Here is a 20,476-nt window from a genome sequence, read left to right as displayed (position 1 = left end):
TAAAAATTGAAACTTATGCAATTTTTTCGGAAGGATAAATTTTTTTTCTTTAAAGAATAAGTTTTATATTGAAATAATAGAAAATTATAATAATAATTATCAATTATTATATAATCATGTTTTTTTTTTATAAGATGTTTGATGTTTTTGCAAAATATTGGATAGCAGTCTATTTTCATCATTTATGCTTTCTTCTAAACAAATAGTAGATTCTGTTCTAAGTACACCTTTTATTTCCCCTATTTTCGAAATAACATCTCTTGCATCTGAAGGATCCCTAGCAATAATTCTACAAAACAGATTATACTTCCCTGAAGTAATATATAGTTGTACTATATTTGGAATTTTTTTTAATTCTTCTTTTACCAATTTAGATTCACGAGAATCTGATAAAATTCCTACAAAAGCTATCAAATGAAAACCTAATGATTCATATCCTATAATCAGAGTACTTCCCTTTATAATCCCTGCATCTTCTAATTTTTTTACTCTAACATGAACTGTCCCAACAGACAATGGTTTTATTTCTTTACTGATTTGCTTGCTAATTTCAGTATAGGGGGTTCTAGCATTTATGTTTAGTTTTCTGACAATAGTATTGTCAATTTCGTCTGTATTATATCTATATCTTAGAATCATTGTTTTATATTTTTATTATTGTTTTTTTTAAATAAAGGTATTAAAAATATCAAGATACAAAACTTTCTTTTGAAGAAATAGGTTCTTATTTTCTAATATATTAGTATTCATTCTATATCGAAAATAATTTCATATTTTTTAAAATTTATTTTCAGTTAATTTAGTTTGTAGTTTGATATGAATAATTTTATGTTGATTTTATCAAATTGTTATTTTAAACAATAAATTAACACATTATATATATATTGCATTTTTAATGAAAAAACTATAATCTTTGATAAATAAAAATTATAGTAGAAACAATGATTCTTAATATTTGGAATACTATATTTTTTTATAAATTGATTAATTTCATTTATAATAATATATGTTTTAATTTTTTTAAAAAAATTTCATATATAGAAAAATATAAAAAGTTTTTTATAATATCATTTTTTAAGAAAAATTTTCCTAATATTAGAATAGATATAAATTGCATTGTTTTTTCCTCGAAAGAATTCAGTTTTTCTGATAATTTTTTTTGAAGATCTTCTTTACTTTCAGGAAGTAAAATTTCTATATTAATATTAGGTTTTTGTATTTTACCAAAAATATGAATTCTTAATTCTGTAAATACCATATTTTTATCATATTGTGATTTTTTTATAAAATCTATATATTCAATGTAATTGAATACATATTTAGTATCATAAGCGATCAAATTAATATTTGATTGATAAAAATCATTTTTCCAAGTAATAAATCCTCCTGGTTTTATTTTGAATTTTCTTTCTAATTTTATCGGAATCTTTTCATTATTATAATAATGATATAATCCGTCTTTTACAAAGAAAGTACCACTAGTTTGTACATTTTTTTCGTATTTTTTTTCTATAAAAAGAAAACCTCCTCCCCTGAGTTGAATAAAATGATTTTTATCTAAAAATATTGATACTTTAGTATTTTCATTTATGATAGTTTTTATATCTATTAATAACGAATAATGATTTTCTTTTTTTCTTTTTAAATTATTCAATTTGGATATATCTTTCTTATTATATTTTAAAGGATTAATATATAAATAAGAAGTATTCAAAATTTTTCCATTGTTCATAGAAATACAAATTTTATTTGTATTTTCTTTTTTTATTATTTGAATTTTTCCATGAGTAAATATTTTTCCAAATAAAAAATTATTTTGTTTCTCATATGAATCTAAAACAAGTAAATTTTTTGTATTGATAGATAATTTTATTAAACGCCATTGAATAAGATTTTTATGTGAAAAAAAACCATTAATATAGCCTTTCGTATTATATTTAGTATCTACAAAACAAGAATTGGATAATATGCAAGATTTAGAAAAAATATCTATATAAGCTGTATTTTTAATCTCATAATTCGTATTTGAAGAATTAATTTTGATTCCAAATTTTTTAATTTCTACTTTACCAAAGTAATGAAGATCATACAAAGATCCAAAAATTTGGATTTTTCCTGTCAAAGTACCTCTTACTTCAAGATTCATTTTTTTCCAAAAAGAAGAAAAATTATCTATTTTAAAGTTTTGAATCATTATATCCAAATTAAGTTTTGATTGATTTTTTGATTCATTTCTAATATTTCCAAATATTTTCAAAATATTCTCAGAATCTTTTTTAATAATTCCATTAATTTCATAATTCTTCTTCTTTTTTTGAAAAGAAAAAATGTAAAAATTTCCTAAAATAGTTTTTTCAATTGAAAAATTTTTAATTATTATATTGATATTGGGTTCTATTTGATTAGAAATATTTTTACATAAAAAAAAGCCATTAGCAAAACCATTGATATTTAAATTTTTATTAAGTATGATTTTTTTTAATTGGACATTTTCAAGATAAAATTGAAATATTTTTTGTTTGTTTTTAACATAATTTGTATTAATAACAATTTTTTGTTTTTTAGAGTCTGAGAATAAAATAATATTATCAATAATATATTTTTTATGTATTAAATCTATTTTAATAATACCTAAATTATGATAATTGTAGTCAGTTAGCCAATCATAGCCATTTATATTTAATTTAGAAAGAAAAGGATAACACATTAAAAAATTACCTTTTTTTTTGCAAAAAAAATTTAGTATTTGTTCTTTATATTCTTGTTTTTTTAATTTAAAAAAGAAATTAGAATTTATTATCCAAAAATTTTTTTGATTTAAAACAGATATATTTATTTTCTTTGAAAAAAATTTTTTAAAAATTATTTTTTCTACATGAATTTTCATTCTTTTTTTTAAAGAATAATCCACCATGACAAACAATTTATCAAAAGAAATTTCATTTAATTGCATTTTTTTTGTGTGAAAAATCATTTTGAATGCATTATCTCTTTTTTCTCCTGAAATTTGAATATCAGAAAATATATTTTCATTTTTTACTGGTTTTATAAAATCAAAAAAAGATTTCTTAATTAAAAAATCAAAGTTTATATATTTAGATGAATCTTTTAAACAAGAAATTTTGAATAAATTTTTCCATTTCAAACATCCATAAATATGACCAATAATCATATCATATATATTTATGCTAATCTTTTGAAAAGACTGATTTTTATTATTTAGGAATATTATTTTTATATTTTTTTTATTTTTATCATATACGTTAATACATATTTTTTGAAAATGGGAAAATATTTTTCCTGTGAAATACATTTTATACCCTGAATGAGAATTAGAAAATAATAGAGTTACAAAAAAATTATACAAATTTCCTTTGAAATTCATAATATATAAATTCAATAATTTATTATATATGAAAGGTTGTATTTTTGACGATAACCAAAATATATTGGTTTTTTTTCCAAAAAAAAGAGAAAGATATTTTTTTTCTATGGATATTTGACCTGTATATTGATTATTAAAAAAATCAATATAAGTTGATATTTGAACTATAAAAAAACGATTTTTAACAATTCCTTTTATTTCTAAATTTCTTTTTTTTCCGTATAAGGATAATATAATATCTCCTTTGTAAATATAACATTGTTTAAGATTTAAAATAAATCTCGTCAACTTGAATTTGTAATAATAAAAACTATATGGTATTATTTTTTTTATTTCATGAGGACGAAACTGAATAAAAGTTTTCAAAAACTTTATTTTTTTCCATTTTTTTTTTGCATAAAGGATATGAATTTGATCTGCATACAATTTGTTTCCTTGTAAATCCTTTATAAAAACATTATTAAGAAAAAATATTTTTTCTTTATGATTAAATTTCCCATGAATACTACCTCTAAAAAATACTTTGTAATCAAAATTCCATTTTTTATAAAAAAATATTCCTAGATCTTGACCTAATTTTGATCCTTCAAAAATTTGACATTGTATATTGATTTTTGGAAAAAGAATTTGATTTTCTTTATATTGAAATATGGTAAAATATCCTTTCAAATAACTATTAGGAGTTTTTATTAAAAGATTGTAAATTAAAAATTTAGAAGGATAATGATATACAAAATTACAAAATAAATTTTCTATAATAAGAAATTTATCTTTTTTTACTAATCCTTTAGATTTAGATTGTAAAGAAAAAACAGAAGCTTTTATTTTTTTATTATCAATTTTAATATTTTTTATACAAATAGAAAAAAAATGTTTAGATTTATTAATATTATTATATTCTAAATAAGATTTACTTATTATTAATTTGGAACAGGTAACAAAATTAATGTTCAGTTCCCTTAATTTTTTACTCATTAAAAAATATTTGATAAAAAAAAGAATGTTATTCTCTTTTTCTTTAAAATATTTTTTTATAAAAAAAGAAGAATTATCAATAAAAATATCTTTTATTTTTAAGTATTTTGAGTTAAAAAGAATAAAATAAAGTAAATTTTCAATGGATATTTTACATTTAGATAGATGAATAAAAGAAAAACGATGATGGTCTATAATTTTTACATCATAAAAAATAAGTTCTTTTTTTAAAAAATTAATGGAAACATTTTTTATATATATTTTTTCGTTTAAATGATTTTTTATTTTTTTTAAAAAAATTTTCAAAAAAAATGTGGAAGCTTTTTCTTGTATTTCTTGCCTATGTCTATAATAAATAGAAAAAAAAAACAATCCTAATAAAAGAAATAAAATCAGGATTCTCGTTTTTTTTAATTTATGAAAAAAAGCATTATTCATTTTCAAAGATATTGTTATTTTTTTATGTATGAAGAATAAACCTATAATTATTGGTATAGAGTCATCATGTGATGATACAGGAGTTTCTATTATTCAAGATAGGAATGTATTATCTAACATTATTATTCATCAAGAGATTCATAAAAAGTATGGAGGAGTTGTTCCTGAATTAGCTTCAAGATTACATGATATAAATATGACAAAAGCAGTTCAGGATGCTATTTTTTATGCAAAGATTAAACCGCATCAAATTGATGCGGTATCTTTTACTTTAGGACCTGGATTAATCGGTTCATTATTAGTAGGAGCTTCTTTTGCAAAATCGTTTTCTATGGGATTAGGAATACCCTTATTAGCAGTAAATCATATACAAGCTCACATACTTTCTCATTTTATAGAAAATTCAAATCTTAATAATTCTTATCCGGAATTTCCATTTTTAGGTTTAGTTATAAGTGGAGGTCACACACAGATCATAAAAGTAAATGATGTTTTTCAAATGGAAATATTAGGATCTACTTTAGATGATTCTGTAGGAGAAAGTTTAGATAAAATAGCTAGAATACTGGGGTTTTATTATCCTGGTGGACCTATGATAGAGTTTTTTTCTAAAAATGGGAATGACAAGAAATTTATTTTTTCAAAACCTGTAGTAAATGGACTAGACTTTAGTTTTAGTGGATTCAAAAGCGACGTTTCACAATTTATAAAAAAAAAATTAAAAAAAAATACATTATTTATAAAACAAAATTTATCTGATATTTGTGCATCTGTACAGAAAATAACAGCAGAAATACTTTTAGAAAAAGTACAAAAAGCTATATTAGAAACAGGTATTTATAAAATAGCGTTAGCAGGAGGTGTCTCCGCTAATTATGAAATTAGACGAAAATTTATATCTTTCGCAAAAAAGAATACAAAGTGTGAAATTTTTATTCCAAAAAAAATATATACTACTGACAATGGAGCCATGATAGCTATTACAGGATTATTTAAATATAAAAGAAATTTATTTGATTCTATTCATACCGTTCCATATTCAAAATTTAAAAAATTTTAACTTAACTATACTTTTACTTTACACACATGTACATATTAAGTTTCTATCTCCATATCCATCATCAATACGATTTATTGATGGCCAGAACTTTCTATCTTTAATCCAATGTAAAGGATAAGCTGCTTTTTCTCTACTATAAGGATATTTCCATTCATTTTGAGTTAAAATATCTATACTATGTGGAGCATTTTTAAACACATTATTTTTTTTTGAAAATTTTCCATATTCAATTTCTTTAATTTCTTGTCTTATATTGATCATAGTTTCAATAAAATGATCTAATTCTTCTTTAGATTCGCTTTCTGTAGGTTCTATCATCATACATCCTTCTACAGGAAAGGATATAGTAGGTGCATGATATCCATAATCCATCATTCTTTTTGCTATATCTACAACTTCTATTTCCATATGTTTAAAAATTCTACAGTCTATAATTAATTCATGTGCTACGGTATTGTTTTCTCCTACATATAATATATTATAAAAATTTTTCAATCTTTCTTTGATATAATTCGCATTCAAAACAGATATTTCTGTACATTTTCTAAGTCCATATGGTCCTAATAGACGAATATAAGCATAAGAAATTGTTAAAATTAAAGAAGAACCATATGGAGAAGAGGAAATCGTCAATGTTTCTTTGTTTTTTTCTTGTTTTTGAAAGGGATGATTTGGGAGAAAAGGTTTTAAATGAGAAGCAACACAAATAGGCCCCATGCCAGGACCTCCTCCTCCATGAGGAATAGCGAAAGTTTTATGAAGATTAAGATGACAAACATCTACACCTAAATTTGCTGGTCTAATTAATCCTATTTGAGCATTCATGTTGGCTCCATCCATATAAACTTGTCCTCCATTTTCATGAATTATATCTATAATTTCCTGAATATTTTTTTCATATATGCCATAAGTGGAAGGATAAGTGATCATTAATACAGATAATGAATTTTTATTTTCTTTTACTTTTTTTAACAAATCGTTTTTATTAATAGATCCATCATTTGTTGTAGAGACCAACAAAACTTTCATTCCAGCCATATTTGCTGAAGCAGGATTGGTTCCATGAGAAGAAGAAGGAATTAATGCTATATTTCTTTGATGTTCTTTTAATGAATGATGATAATGTTTTATAACCATGAGTCCAGCATATTCTCCTTGAGCTCCTGAATTTGGTTGTAAAGAAATTCCAGAAAATCCAGTAATTTCTTTTAAATATTTTTTTAAATTTTTAATAATAAAATGATATCCCATTGCTTGTTTTTCAGGAACAAAAGGATGTATATTTCTCCATTCTTGTTGACTTAAAGACAACAATTCCGCAGAAGCATTTAATTTCATAGTACATGAACCAAGTGGAATCATGGAATGAATCAAGGATATGTCTTTTTTTTCCAATCTCTTGACATAACGTATCAATTCATTTTCTGAATAAAATTTATTAAAAACTTTATGTTTTAAAAAATCAGATTTTCTTTTCAAAAAAAAAGGAAATTTGTATTCATGACGAATATTCCTATTATATTTTATTTTTTTATACGTTTTTTTATCTTTATTATATACCTCGTAAAAAATTGATAAAATATGATTTATATCTTTTTGACAAGTTGTTTCATCTAAAGTAATGGTTAAATGATTTTCATTTACATATCTAAAATTAGTCTTTTTACGTTCTGACACTTTTTTTATTTTACTTACACTTTCGGAATCTGTTTTAATTCTAATAGTATCAAAATAAGAAGTATTTACTTGATCAAGATGATTTATGCTATTAACCAATAAAAATTCTAATTTTTTAGTATATTCATGAATACATTTCGCTATTTCTATCAATCCTTTTTTTCCGTGATATAAAGCATACATAGAAGCCATTATAGCGGGTAGCACTTGTGATGTACAAATGTTAGAAGTAGCTCTTTCTCTTTTAATATGCTGTTCTCTGGTTTGTAAAGCCATACGAAAAGCTTTTTTATTTCTTATATCTACAGATATTCCAATAATTCTTCCGGGAAGAAAACGTTTATATTGTTCATGAGTAGAAAAAAAAGCAGCATGAGGTCCACCATATCCCATAGGAATTCCAAAAGATTGACTGGATCCTATCACTACATCCGCACCCCATTCTCCAGGAGGTTTTAACAAAGATAAAGATAAAAGGTCTGTGGAAACTATTATTGATATATTGTGTTCTTTTGCATATTCAACTGTTTCACTATAATCATATATTTCCCCTAGACTAGAAGGATAAGATATTATTAATCCAAATATTTTTTTATTATTATATTTTATTTTTAAATTTTTATGAGAATCATTTATGATATGTATTCCCAATCCGAAGCACCTTGTTTTTAAAACAGAAATAGTTTGTGGAAATATTTCATTTGAAATAAAAAAATAATAATTATTATCTATTTGTTTTTTCTTGATTTTCTCTTGATAAATCATGAACATAGCATCAGCTGCTGCTGTGGATTCATCCAACATAGAAGCATTACTAATTTTCATTCCGGTTAGATCTGAAATCATAGTTTGAAAATTAATTAAAGCTTCTAAACGTCCTTGGGATATTTCTGATTGATAAGGAGTATAAGGTGTATACCAAGCAGGATTCTCCAAAATATTTCTTTGAATAACACTTGGAGTGATAGTATTTTTATATCCTAATCCTATATAAGAACGATAAATTTTATTTTTTTTACTTATTCTATATATATGATTCAAATATTGATATTCAGAAATAGAATTGGGAAGATTTAATTTTCTTTTTAAACGTATTTCTTTAGGTACAGTTTTATTTAAAAAATCTTGAATAGAAGAACATTGTAATTTTTTCAACATATTGTTAATCTCATCACGAGACGGTCCTATATGTCTGTGATAGAATTTTTTTACGTAATTCTCTTTCATAAAAAGAATAAAAATTGTTTTATCTTTAGAGATTACAAATTTAGCTAAATAAGCATTAATAAATAAAATAAAATGAAAGTAACTATTATTGGAGCAGGAAATGTAGGCGCTTCTTCTGCTAGTCTGTTAGCTCAAAAAGACATAATAAAAAAAATTGTTTTGTTAGACGTTAGAGAAAAACTTTCAGAAGGAAAAAGTTTAGATATATCTCAAATGCTTCCTATGATAAAATCGAATACTGAAGTGATTGGAATTACTAATGACTATTCAAAAAGCGAAAATTCTGAAATAATCATTATTACTTGTGGAATTCCAAGAAAACCTGGAATGAGTAGAGATGATCTTGTTAATACAAATGCCGAAATTATTCGAACTGTAACTAAAAAATCTATCCTTTTTTCTCCAAAAGCTAAATTTATTATTGTATCCAATCCATTGGATGTTATGGCATACGTAAGTTATATGACGGCTAAAGTAGATTCTTCTCGTATAATTGGTATGGCTGGAATATTAGATTCTACTAGGTATCGTTTTTTTTTATCAAAAAGACTAAATATTTCCCCTATTGATATACAATCTTTATTATTAGGAGGACATGGTGATACAATGGTCCCTTTATATAGATATACATCTGTTTCAGGAATTCCTATAAAAGAATTTTTATCAGAAGAAGAAAATAATGCGATTATTGAAAAAACAAAAAAAGGGGGAGAAGAAATAGTTAATTTATTAGGAACATCTGCTTGGATGGCTCCTAGCGCCTCTGTTGTAAAAATAGTGGAAGCTATTTTAAAAGATTCTAAACGTATTTTTCCTTGTTCTGCTTTTTTAAAAGGTCAGTATGGCTTGAAAAATATATATTTAGGTGTTCCAGTGATTTTAGGTAAATCTGGAATAGAAAAAATTATAGAATTACAATTGAACCAAAAAGAAAGGAATCTTTTAAAAACATCTGCCCATCACGTTCAAAACATGATTGATAAACTCAAAAATTTTTAATTTATTTTTCTATAAATATTAATAATTCTCCTCTTTTGTAATTTATTTCAATCTTTTTATTGATATCATATGCTTCATTTCTGATGCCTATATTTTTTCCTATTTTTAATAAGCCTTTTTTTATGGAATATTTAAGTCCATGAGTGTATAATCCTTCTACTTTAGGAAAAGGAAATAAAGATACTTTTTTATTTTTTTTCTGATAAAAAGAAATTTTTTTATCAGAAAAAAAATAAGAATGATACTTGTCGTGAAATATAATAGATAATTTATTTTTATATTTTAAAGCTGTAGATAGATTTCCTAAAAAATGATCTTGTTCCATTCCACTTGCGCCCCAAACGTTTATATTTAAAAATCCTTTTTTATAAAGAATATTTAAGGCTTTATCAAAATCAGTATATCTTTGATCATAAGTTTTCAATAAATTAGTTTCTAAAGGAATATTTTTTTTTAATTTTAAAAGAGAATCAAAATCTCCAATAATATAATCAACTGAAATTCCAAATGTATTTAAATAATAAAAAGCCCCATCTACTGCAAATATTTTTTCATAAAAAGAAAATTCCCTTTCTAAAAAAGGAGGAATTTCTCCATTTAAAAATAATCCTACTTCTACGGCATCAAATCTATGATTCATTTTTTATTTCAAAATTTATGGTTCTATTTCCTAAATAAATTTTTTTAACTACAGAATCTCGCATAATTTCTGAAGTGGATCCATATTTTATAATTTTTCCATTAAACATTAAGTAAATACGATCTGTTATTGTAAAAATTTCTTGAACATTATGATCTGTAATTAATATTCCTATATTTTTCTTTTTGAGAGAAAAAATTATTTTTTGTAATTCTTCTATAGCAATTGGATCTATTCCAGAAAAAGGTTCATCTAAAAGAATAAATTTAGGATTTATAGCTAAACATCTAGCAATTTCGGTACGTCTTCGTTCACCTCCAGAAATAAGATCTCCTCTATTCTTTCGAATTTTTTGCAATCCTAATTCCTCAATCAGTTGATCTACCTTTCTTTTTCTTTCTTGATTCGATATTTTTTTTTGCATTTCTAATATGCATAAAATATTATCTTCCACAGATAATTTTCTAAATATAGATGGTTCTTGAGCTAAATATCCAATTCCTTTTTTGGAACGTTGATACATTGGATATTCTGTAATATCCTTGTGAAAAAGGAGTATTTTACCTTGATCTGGTTTAATCAAACCTACAATTATATAAAAAAAAGTAGTTTTTCCTGCACCATTAGGCCCGATTAATCCTACTATTTCTCCTTTATTCAATCGAATTGAAACATTTTTTACTATATATTTATTTTTATATTTTTTACATATATTATTAGTTTTCAAGGTCATAATGTAAATAATTTTTTTTTTAAATAAAAAAATATTAATATTTGCATGTAATGAAAAATTTTTTTAAAAAATATTTTTTTATTTTGTTTTTGTCTTGTTACTTTCCATTCTCATATGGTTTAGAAAAGATGAGTGGAATTGCCGTTGTAATTGGAAATGATATAATATTAGATTCAGAGATTAGAAATGTGAATGATAAAAAATTATTTTGCAATACTGACATTATAAATGATTTTATAATTCAAAAATTAATGCTTCTTCATGCAAAAAAAGATCCCAGCATACAAATAAATGATAAAGAATTGGAGTTTAAAATTCAAGCATTTCTATCAAATATGAGAAAAAAATATATAAATCAGGAAGAATTTTTAACACAATTTGAAAATAAAAAATTATTAGAAGAATTAAATGAAAAAATTAGAAATCAACAATATATAGAAAAATTCTATAATAAAATAACAAATGATGTAGATCCTTCTCCAGAAGAAGTAAAATATTTTTTTACTATAAAAAAAAATAAAATACCTTATACGTCTAAAAAACTATATATTTCCTATATAATATTTTATCCTAAATTAAGTAAGATTAACAAAAAAAAAATAATTGATTTTTTAAACCAAATTAAAAAAGAAATCCATTCTGATAATGATTTTTCTACCAAAGCTATTTTATTTTCTGAAGATAATGATTCAGCATTAAGAGGTGGTTTTGTCCAGGGAATTAAAATTAATAATCTTCCCCAAAAATTTTCAGATTCAGTTTTATCCTTAAAAGAAGGAGAAATATCTGAACCGTTTGAAACGGATTTAGGATTTCACCTAATCAAATTAGAAAAAAAAAGAAAAGATGAGATTGATTTTAGACATATTTTAATTAAACCTAAGTATTCTAAATATGAATTATATAAAACAAAATCATTTGCAGAATTCTTTAGAAAACGTATTCTTCATCATAAAATAAATTTAGATAAGATTCCATATTTACTAAGTCAAAACAAAATAGTGGATGTCATAGTTCAAAATAAAATTTGGGTAGAGGAAAATAACCTTTCAAAAAATACGAAAAAAGCATTTTTTTTTTTAAAAAAAGGAAAAATAACAAAACCTTACAAAGAAATTATAAATGATAAAGAAGCGTTTGTTATAATTAAATTGTTAGATGAAATACCATCTAAACCCGTTTCTTTTGAAAAAGATTACACTATATTAAAAGATTTTGTTAAAAATATCAAGAAAAAAGATAAAATAAAAAATTGGGCAAAGAAAATATTAAAAAAGACTTTTTATGTTATAAAAATCAATTGTTAATTTTTTTTTTCAAAGATTCTTTGTATAATCCAGCATAATATCCATTTGATTGAATTAGTTCTTTATGAGTTCCTTTTTCTACAATAGATCCTTTATCAATAGCTAATATTTTATCGGCATTTTCTAATGTGGAAAGACGGTGGGTAATAATTATGGAAGTTTTGTGTTTAGTTAAAAGATCTGTAGCATGATAAATCATTTTTTCTAATTCCTTATTTAAGGATGCGGTGGCTTCGTCTAATATAAGCACAGAATAAGGATGCATTTGAACTCTCAAAAAAGAAATCAATTGTTTTTCCCCAAGAGAGAGTAAATTACCTCTTTCTTTTACTATGAATTTATATCCGTTAGGTAAAGATGTAATAAAATTATGTATTCCTATTTTTTTTGCCATATTTTCTATTTTATTTATGCTAATAGACGGATCCCCCAAAGTAATATTATTAATTATAGAATCATTAAATAAAAAAGTATCTTGTGTTACCACTCTTATATGAGATCTTAAATTTTTAAGCTCTATATCTTGAATAGAGTGTCCATCAATCCAAATATTTCCTTTTTTTATTTCATATAATCTAGAAATTAAATGAGTAATTGTAGATTTTCCAGAACCCGTGGATCCTACTATAGCAACTTTTTCTCCTGGTTTGATTTCAAAAGAAACTCCATTCAATACCATTTCATTCTCTCTATAAGAGAAATGAACATTATTAAATACAATATGTCCCTTTAATTTATTAAAACGTAAATTTCCTCTATTAATAATAATTTCTTCAGAATTTAATATGGAAAATATACGTTCTATTCCAGCTATCCCTCTTTGTATAATATTAAATCTGTCAGCTATTTGTCGCATAGGACGAAAAAGAAGATAAATAAAAAAAATAAAAGCAATAATTTGACCCGGTTTAACATTTCCTATTTCAATAGCATGAAATCCTCCATAAAATATGATAATACTTATTGTTATTGCAGAAATTATTTCTACTATAGGAAAAAAAATAGAAAAATAAAAAATGGTTTTAAAATGAGCATTCATTAACTTATAATTGATTGATTTAAATTTTAAGTATTCTTCTTTTTCTTTATGAAAAAGTTGAATAATAGACATCCCTATAATATTCTCTTGTAAGAAACTGTTTAAACGTGAAGTTTGAATTCGTTCTTCATGAAACGTTTTTTTTAATGTTTTTTGAAAAAAACGAGTAATAATATACATAAAAGGAATAGTTAGAAAAACTATAAAAGATAATTTTTGATGTACTGTATACATCATGACAATAATCATAATAATTCTTAAAACATCTCCAGAAACAAGTAAAATTCCATCATTAAATATTACAGTTATAGTTTCTATATCTGATACAGAATAAGATACTAATTTTCCTATTGGAGTTTTATTAAAAAAAGAATTTTTAAAATGTAATAATTTTTCAAATAAAAGAATTCTAATTTTTTCAATTACATTTTGAGCTAATCTATTAGATAGATATAATAAAATAAAATGAAATATACTTTCTAAAAAAAGAAGCATAATTATCAACGCCAATATATTTTTCAATCCTAAAAAATCTTTATAAAGGATATGAATATCTATAGCCTTTTGTATTAATTTAGGACGATACGCGGAAATAAAGGAAATTAATATAGAAGTTATAATTGTTGATATCAATATCAGTTTATAATTTAGGCTAATTATAATAAGCTGTTTTAAAGATGACTTTTGTTTATTCAAATTTTCTTTCATAAAAAAATATCTTCTGGATAGAGAATCTTGGTCAGAAATAAACCACATGCAGGAGCTATAGATTTGCAAAAATCAGCATTTTTTAATTCTATGATTTTTACAAATTCATTGATACTAATTTTATTTCTTCCCACATCAACCAGCGTCCCTATAATAGCCCTAACCATAGATCTAAGAAATCGATTAGCTTCAATAGTAAAACATAAAATATTATCGGTCACTGACCAATAAGCATAATAAATTTTACATATATTATTTTCCTTTTCATTAATTTTTTTTTTTTTTACAAAAGGAACTAAAATCTTCATACTCCATGAGTTTTATTGAAGCTGCATTCATTTTTTGAATATTCAGTGGATAAAAACAGTACCAAGAGAAATCTTGATTAAATGGATTTTTATCGCGTGTTAAGTAATATTTATATGTTCGTTTTATAGCGTCAAATCTTGCATGAATATTTTTTTTTACTGGAAAAATATTAAATACTCTAATAGAATTAGGTAAAAAAATGTTTAGTTTATCAACAAAATTTTTGCTAATTTCTTTTTCATAGTCAAAATGAGCAAACATTTGTTCAGCATGAACACCTTTATCGGTTCTACCAGCTCCTACTATATTTATAGGAGTTTTTAATAATTTTGATAAACAATATTCTAATTTTTCTTCTACTGTACTTACTTTTTTTTGAATTTGCCATCCAAAAAAATGTTTACCATTATAAGCTAATTCAATAAAAAATCTCAATTACATTATTTTTTTTAAAGTTCATTTAAACTTTCAATAATAATAGAACATCCTTTTTGGATTTCCTTTTTTGTGATAGTTAATGGAGGAGATATACGCAAAAAGTTACTGTGAAATAAAAAACGAAATAATATTAATCCTTTTTTTATACAATTTTTTAAAACCTTTTCCACTATTTCTTTATTTTTTAATTCAAAAGATAAAAGAAGACCTTTTCCATGAATATTTTTGATTTCATTATGAACTAAATGTTCCCTAATCCACTTTTCTTTCAGTGGTACTTGTTCCATTATATCAGAATCGATAAGTTGATTTAAAGTAGCTAAAGATGCAGAAGCAGAAACTGCATTTCCTCCAAAAGTAGTTAAATGTCCTAAAGGAACGATATCAATAAAAGTCCTCATAATTTTGTGAGATGAAACAAAAGCACTTATCGGCATTCCACCTCCCATTCCTTTTCCCATTATTAATATATCAGGAAAGACTTCATAATGTTCAAAAGCAAAAAGTTTTCCTGTTCTTCCAAATCCAGTTTGGATTTCGTCAAGTATCATTAAAGCTTTTTTTTGATCGCACTGTTTTCTTATTTCTTTTAAAAACGAATCATCAGGTAATATAATTCCAGCAGAACATTGAATAGTTTCTAATATAACACATGCAGTTTTTTCTGTTATAGAAGAAATTAATTCTTTTATATTATTAAACGTTATAAATTTAACTAAAGGTAATAAAGGTCTAAAAGACCTTTTATAATCTTGATTTCCCATAACACTTATAGACCCAAGGGTACTTCCATGATAAGACCATTTACAAGATATTATTTCTTCTCTTCCTGTATAACATTTAGCTAATTTTAAAGCTCCTTCTACAGCTTCTGTTCCAGAATTAACCAAATAAGTAGTAGTAAGTGGATATGGAATATTTTCTGATATTTTCTTACAAAGAATAACACAAGGATTTTGTATGAATTCTCCATATACCATAGTATGCAAATATTTATCTACTTGTTTTTTTATAGCTTCTTTTATTTTTTTATTTCCATGTCCTAATACGTTTACGGAAACACCTGCTACAAAATCTAGATATTTTTTACCATCTGTTCCATAAATATAACTTCCTTCACCATGATTTACCATAATATTCATGGATGATGGATTGATTTGAGTTTGATATTGAAAAAAGTCTTTTTCTAATTCTTTCATAAGAATTTTATTCTATTTATTTTTTATCATAGTTGTAATTTGTTTTTTTTCTAACAAGCTTTCTTTTTCATATTTATTTATTTCTTTAAATACAAAAGATTTTTTATTTTCTTTCGGTTTATCTATTTTTTTCCAAGAAAATTTGGAAAGATAAAGAAATTCATTAGGAGTTTCTTTATGTATTGGAATTAATTCTGAACGCACTTCTTTTGCATAAGAAAATTTTCTTATTTTTTTCGATTTATCTAAATATATTGACAGGGTATTACAAGATAACTTATGAATTATTTTTTTTTCTTGATCAGGATAAATAAAAATAATACTATTGATATTTCCTTCAATCATCACTTTTTCTAAATCATTTTCTTCATTAAAAAAACCAGTCATAATATCTCCTTCTATATGATTAAATTCTTTTGAATTTATTTTTTCTATATAAGAAGCATTTTGGAAAATTTTTATACATTTTAATAAATTATTATTTTTTTTTCGAAAATGAATATATATGATTTTTCCAGTGATTTGTTTATTTTGAAACCAGAATATAGGATTTCCATTAAATTGCATATAATCATTTGAAGAGTCAAAATTGAAGTATTCACATTTACCTTGAATAGTTTCATTCAAAAAAAAACATTTAACATTAACAGAATAAGCTTGAATTGAATATTTATAATTTTTACCAATCTTTATCTTTAAAATATTTGAACAAATAAAAATTGAATCATTTTTTGATATTTGAATGATTTTAGGATTTTTTTTTAAAATTAAAAAACCAAAATTCAAATCAAATTTTCCATATCCGCTCATCAAAAAATATTTTTTATTCGAATATTCTAGCAGAATATTTTTAATAAAGCCATGTTTTTTTTTATAATCAAAAAACAAATATTCTCCTTTAACAATTTGACCATTATAATGAATACTTACATAATTTTTAAATAAAAAAAAACTCTTTTTTACTAAAAATTGTGCTTTTTTAGCATAAATAAAATTATCAAAATTTGTATTTTGTACTATGATAACGGTATTATGAAAATGAATTTTATCTTGTTCAAAAAGATATTCTAATGTATTGGCATATACAGTATAAATTTTACTAATCAATTTAATTTTATGTTTTAACTCTATCTTTTTTTTTTTGATATAAAAAAAACCTTCTTCACTACAGATAGTATAATCTCTATAATGGATAATACTTTTTTTATTATAAAAAATTTGATTTAGAATTAAGTTATATTCCAATATATTAGTAGTTAATTTTATTTTATTAAAAAATAGAATAACATTATTTATAGCTTGAATTGATTTTTTTTTGAAATTATAATGAATAATATCCGCTGTTAATTTTATTTTTTTTTGATATAAAACTACTTTACCTGATAATTGAAAATCAAATATATTTCCTACTATATTTTGAGATATTATTTTATTTTTTATTGACACTAATCTAACATTTCCATATCCATAAAATTTATTATTTATTTTATAATATATGATCTTATCACAAAAAAGATGATATTCATCATATTTTAAATGAACATTTCCTGTTAAAACGAAAGCTTGATTATGAATATTATTTTGTATTAGATCAGCATGAATTATTTGTATACTTCTTCTGATTTTTATTTCATTAGAATATATTTTATTTAATAGAAATAAAAAAATAATAAAAATTAAATATCCATATTTCACAATTAATTATAAATAAAATAATTAATTCTTATATGCTATTAAAGATATTTCAATATTAGCATTTTGAGGAAGTCCAGATACTTGTATTGTTTCTCTAGCAGGATAACTTCCTTTATGAAAAAACTTAGCATATACATTATTTATTTTGGAAAAAAAATTCATATTTGTTACAAAAAGAGAAGTTTTTATAACATTTTGGAATCCAATTCCATTTTCTGAAAGAATAATTTTTATATTATCCATAACTTTTTTTGTTTCCATTTCTATATTATCTGATACTAGTTTTTTAGTATTGAAATCTACAGCTATTTGTCCAGAAACGAATAAAAAATTTCCAACAAGTACACATGTATTATATGGACCATAAGATGGAATTTTTTCTATTGAAAATTTTTTTGGTATCATAATTAAAATTATATTAATTAGCTTTTTTCATTGTACTGAACGATTTTATTAAAATTTGGATCTTTCAATCCTATAAAAAAAGACCAAGAAGGATTTTTTATTAGAGTCCAATTAAAACTCATCTCGAAGCTTCTTAAATCTCTATCAAAAATAATATTAGTGAATATTATTTGATTTTTCAAAAAATCGTAATCTGTATTAAAACTGATTTTCCAATATTTTGTGATATTAACAGATCCATTAATATTTAAAAATGTATGAAAAAATTTTTGTTTATTGAAACAATTTTCATAATTAGAATGAAAATCAATTTTTAAATTAAACGGAATTGGATATCTTGCATAATTTTTTTGATCGAAAAAAAAATAATCATAACGATTTTTTCCTTTTTTTTGAAATAAATTTTTTTTAGAAAAAAAATTTATTTCATAATTGGAATAAAAAGAAAAATCAAAATATATCATATTTTTTTCTTTTTTTCCAAAATTTATTCCTGCTTTATATTTCGCTTCCAAATTTTTTGTTAAATCAGTATTTCCTATAATATAAAAATTTTCCCATTTTATAAAATTATGATCAATAATGAATGAAGTGTTTATTTCTTTTATAATTTCTGTTTTTTTATATATATCTACATGATTACGTCTATTTTTTATTTCCCAATCGTTATTCAAAATTAAATTTATCCTTTTTTCAAAAGGATTTTTTTTGTTATAAAAAACAGGAGGAAAATATATCATTTGAAATGATAAAACCGATTTTATTTTATGTTTTAATAAAATAGTATTTTTTAAATACCAAATTTTATAAAATGGGATAGATACTATATTTGTTGATAAATCAATATTCTGAAAACTGGAAACATCAAAATAAGGATAATTCCATATATAAAAATCCTTATATAAAATTTTAGATGAAATTCTTAAATAAGGATAAAAAAAAGGAAAATAGGCCGTTATGCACATATTGTGATTAAATACAGGAGTAATTTTCTTGTTAAAATCTATTGAATTCTTAAACTGTAATCTATTTTCAATATTTACTCTATTTAAAAAAAAGTTTTTTTTATCATTAAAGAGTATATTATTTGTATGTAAAATCAATTCTGGAATTATAAATTTTATTCTTTTTTTATCATGTTTTTGGATCATATAAGCATCCATAAATAATAAATAATTAGATAACTTTTTTCTTACATTGATATAAGAAAAATTTTCATTTTTATTATATAAAATATTATCATAATTAATATTTGCATTGAAATTTATTTCAGAATTTGATTTAAAATCTGAATTATGTTTCCATTGAAATAAGTAATTTTTTTGTTTATCTGACATGTTTTGATAATCAAAATCAATAGATCCAGAATAAGCATGTTTCAATTTATATTCTATTCTTGTTTTAATTTTCCATTTTTCAATATTATATATAGAAGTACTCATCATAAAATTTATAAAATTAGAGATAGGAAAAAATAAACCTAAATCTTCCATATATATTTTTTTATTCTGAATTCCTAATTTTGGATACACAGCTCTATAAGATGTTTTGTTCAATTCTATAGGCATATATAAAAAAGGTATAAAAATAGGCATTGGAACTCTATACCAATAAAAAAAAATAGGACCCGAAAAAATGTATTTTTTTAAATAAGAATATTTTAAATAATTTGTTTTTAAATAAAAATCAGGAAAACTATCTTTTTTTTTTAAAAAAAAAGGATCTGATATGTATGTAATTTTTTTCATTAAAATATCCTCCTTTTTTTTAAAAACTTCATTGGCTCTCACAATATAATTTTTCTCTTTTATATAGAAATTTTTTGCTTCTCCCATTTTATTTTCTAAATTGAAGTGAATTTGACTGAAAAAATATTTATGATCATCTTTTTGTAAAAAAACAGATTTTTCTTCTTTTGAAGAAGCATATAAATCTCCATTTTTCCAATTATATTCTATATAATCTGCTTCAATTTTTGTATTATTATATTCTATAGATGCTTTTCCTTTTAAATATGATTTTCCTTCTTTTATGTCATGTTCTTGTATGTGAGATTTATATTTTAAAATATCTTTTAAAAAAGATAAATTATTTTTCATTTTATGATGATTATAATTATTATATAATATAACATCATCATAATCATTTTTTTCATTTCCGTAAAAAATAGAAATGGAAAAAATAAATAATATGATATAAACAAAAAATTTAGTTTGATACAAATTGTTTTATTTAATAATAA

At 22.6% G+C, this 20,476-nt stretch carries 15 protein-coding genes; 3 read left to right on the top strand and 12 right to left on the bottom strand.

Annotated elements, in window-relative coordinates; genetic code table 11:
* Window positions 1-114 precede the first annotated feature (114 nt).
* Together H0H50_RS00140 and H0H50_RS00135 are read right to left on the bottom strand one after the other, a co-directional pair.
* A complete protein-coding gene (locus H0H50_RS00140) occupies window positions 115-639 on the bottom strand; it encodes an Lrp/AsnC family transcriptional regulator (protein WP_185867166.1) in 525 nt (174 codons plus the stop codon).
* 355 nt (window positions 640-994) lie between these two features.
* A complete protein-coding gene (locus H0H50_RS00135) occupies window positions 995-4,798 on the bottom strand; it encodes a translocation/assembly module TamB domain-containing protein (RefSeq protein ID WP_185867409.1) in 3,804 nt (1,267 codons plus the stop codon).
* 28 nt (window positions 4,799-4,826) lie between these two features.
* Between H0H50_RS00135 and tsaD the strand changes: the two genes are divergently transcribed.
* A complete protein-coding gene (gene tsaD, locus H0H50_RS00130; RefSeq protein ID WP_185867165.1) occupies window positions 4,827-5,858 on the top strand; it encodes a tRNA (adenosine(37)-N6)-threonylcarbamoyltransferase complex transferase subunit TsaD in 1,032 nt (343 codons plus the stop codon).
* A gap of 18 nt (window positions 5,859-5,876) precedes the next feature.
* Here the strand turns inward: tsaD and gcvP are convergent, their stop codons facing one another.
* Window positions 5,877-8,762 carry an aminomethyl-transferring glycine dehydrogenase gene (gcvP, locus tag H0H50_RS00125; RefSeq protein ID WP_185867164.1) on the bottom strand — a complete coding sequence of 962 codons (2,886 nt, stop codon included), beginning with the start codon at window positions 8,760-8,762 and terminating at the stop codon, window positions 5,877-5,879.
* A 72-nt stretch (window positions 8,763-8,834) separates the two neighbouring features.
* Here gcvP and mdh point away from each other — a divergent pair, with 72 nt between their 5' ends.
* Window positions 8,835-9,761 (top strand): malate dehydrogenase, encoded by a 927-nt coding sequence (gene mdh, locus H0H50_RS00120; protein WP_185867163.1) that lies wholly within the window; start codon window positions 8,835-8,837, stop codon window positions 9,759-9,761.
* Window position 9,762: 1 nt separating this feature from the next.
* Here the strand turns inward: mdh and H0H50_RS00115 are convergent, their stop codons facing one another.
* Together H0H50_RS00115 and lptB are read right to left on the bottom strand one after the other, a co-directional pair.
* On the bottom strand, window positions 9,763-10,401 hold the full coding sequence (locus H0H50_RS00115; RefSeq protein ID WP_185867162.1) for a thiamine diphosphokinase: 639 nt from the start codon (window positions 10,399-10,401) through the stop codon (window positions 9,763-9,765).
* Window positions 10,391-11,134 (bottom strand): LPS export ABC transporter ATP-binding protein, encoded by a 744-nt coding sequence (gene lptB, locus H0H50_RS00110; protein ID WP_185867161.1) that lies wholly within the window; start codon window positions 11,132-11,134, stop codon window positions 10,391-10,393. Before lptB ends, H0H50_RS00115 begins: the two co-directional genes overlap by 11 nt.
* A gap of 50 nt (window positions 11,135-11,184) precedes the next feature.
* Here lptB and H0H50_RS00105 point away from each other — a divergent pair, with 50 nt between their 5' ends.
* Entirely contained in the window at window positions 11,185-12,441 is a 1,257-nt protein-coding gene (locus H0H50_RS00105) for a peptidylprolyl isomerase (protein ID WP_185867160.1), read from the top strand.
* Here the strand turns inward: H0H50_RS00105 and H0H50_RS00100 are convergent.
* Genes H0H50_RS00100 through H0H50_RS00075 form a run of 7 tightly spaced genes read right to left on the bottom strand, consistent with a single transcriptional unit; the run spans window position 12,431 to window position 20,456 of the window.
* Window positions 12,431-14,188, bottom strand: a complete 1,758-nt coding sequence (locus tag H0H50_RS00100) for an ABC transporter ATP-binding protein (RefSeq protein ID WP_185867159.1) — start codon at window positions 14,186-14,188, stop codon at window positions 12,431-12,433. The genes H0H50_RS00105 and H0H50_RS00100 overlap by 11 nt on opposite strands.
* On the bottom strand, window positions 14,185-14,496 hold the full coding sequence (locus tag H0H50_RS03120) for a tRNA pseudouridine synthase A (protein WP_394798961.1): 312 nt from the start codon (window positions 14,494-14,496) through the stop codon (window positions 14,185-14,187). Before H0H50_RS03120 ends, H0H50_RS00100 begins: the two co-directional genes overlap by 4 nt.
* Window positions 14,456-14,932, bottom strand: coding sequence for a tRNA pseudouridine synthase A (locus H0H50_RS03115; RefSeq protein ID WP_394798960.1), 477 nt, complete (start codon window positions 14,930-14,932; stop codon window positions 14,456-14,458). The genes H0H50_RS03120 and H0H50_RS03115 overlap by 41 nt, the downstream gene beginning before the upstream one ends.
* Window positions 14,933-14,946: 14 nt before the next feature.
* The gene (locus H0H50_RS00090) at window positions 14,947-16,134 is read right to left on the bottom strand and encodes an aspartate aminotransferase family protein (RefSeq protein ID WP_185867158.1); all 1,188 of its coding nucleotides are present in this window, start codon (window positions 16,132-16,134) and stop codon (window positions 14,947-14,949) included.
* 12 nt (window positions 16,135-16,146) lie between these two features.
* Window positions 16,147-17,829, bottom strand: a complete 1,683-nt coding sequence (locus H0H50_RS00085; RefSeq protein ID WP_238784201.1) for an OstA-like protein — start codon at window positions 17,827-17,829, stop codon at window positions 16,147-16,149.
* A gap of 21 nt (window positions 17,830-17,850) precedes the next feature.
* Window positions 17,851-18,234: a Rid family detoxifying hydrolase gene (locus H0H50_RS00080; RefSeq protein WP_185867157.1), complete on the bottom strand. Its 384-nt coding sequence runs from the start codon at window positions 18,232-18,234 to the stop codon at window positions 17,851-17,853.
* A 17-nt stretch (window positions 18,235-18,251) separates the two neighbouring features.
* Window positions 18,252-20,456: a putative LPS assembly protein LptD gene (locus tag H0H50_RS00075; RefSeq protein WP_238784200.1), complete on the bottom strand. Its 2,205-nt coding sequence runs from the start codon at window positions 20,454-20,456 to the stop codon at window positions 18,252-18,254.
* Between the last annotated feature and the right edge of the window lie 20 nt (window positions 20,457-20,476).

Origin of the sequence: Blattabacterium cuenoti, from assembly GCF_014252015.1 — a bacterium.
Lineage (GTDB): Bacteria > Bacteroidota > Bacteroidia > Flavobacteriales > Blattabacteriaceae > Blattabacterium > Blattabacterium cuenoti_U.
The sequence above is the reverse complement of the archived record's forward strand: the minus strand, read 5'-3'. Positions and strand labels throughout refer to the sequence as shown.

What these genes read in the sequence shown, in the direction of transcription:
- H0H50_RS00140 (WP_185867166.1), bottom strand. Translation starts at nt 639, where the DNA reads ATGATTCTAAGATATAGATATAATACAGACGAAATTGACAATACTATT.
- H0H50_RS00135 (WP_185867409.1), bottom strand. Translation starts at nt 4,798, where the DNA reads ATGAATAATGCTTTTTTTCATAAATTAAAAAAAACGAGAATCCTGATT.
- tsaD (WP_185867165.1), top strand. Translation starts at nt 4,827, where the DNA reads ATGAAGAATAAACCTATAATTATTGGTATAGAGTCATCATGTGATGAT.
- gcvP (WP_185867164.1), bottom strand. Translation starts at nt 8,762, where the DNA reads ATGAAAGAGAATTACGTAAAAAAATTCTATCACAGACATATAGGACCG.
- mdh (WP_185867163.1), top strand. Translation starts at nt 8,835, where the DNA reads ATGAAAGTAACTATTATTGGAGCAGGAAATGTAGGCGCTTCTTCTGCT.
- H0H50_RS00115 (WP_185867162.1), bottom strand. Translation starts at nt 10,401, where the DNA reads ATGAATCATAGATTTGATGCCGTAGAAGTAGGATTATTTTTAAATGGA.
- lptB (WP_185867161.1), bottom strand. Translation starts at nt 11,134, where the DNA reads ATGACCTTGAAAACTAATAATATATGTAAAAAATATAAAAATAAATAT.
- H0H50_RS00105 (WP_185867160.1), top strand. Translation starts at nt 11,185, where the DNA reads ATGAAAAATTTTTTTAAAAAATATTTTTTTATTTTGTTTTTGTCTTGT.
- H0H50_RS00100 (WP_185867159.1), bottom strand. Translation starts at nt 14,188, where the DNA reads ATGAAAGAAAATTTGAATAAACAAAAGTCATCTTTAAAACAGCTTATT.
- H0H50_RS03120 (WP_394798961.1), bottom strand. Translation starts at nt 14,496, where the DNA reads ATGAAGATTTTAGTTCCTTTTGTAAAAAAAAAAAAAATTAATGAAAAG.
- H0H50_RS00090 (WP_185867158.1), bottom strand. Translation starts at nt 16,134, where the DNA reads ATGAAAGAATTAGAAAAAGACTTTTTTCAATATCAAACTCAAATCAAT.
- H0H50_RS00080 (WP_185867157.1), bottom strand. Translation starts at nt 18,234, where the DNA reads ATGATACCAAAAAAATTTTCAATAGAAAAAATTCCATCTTATGGTCCA.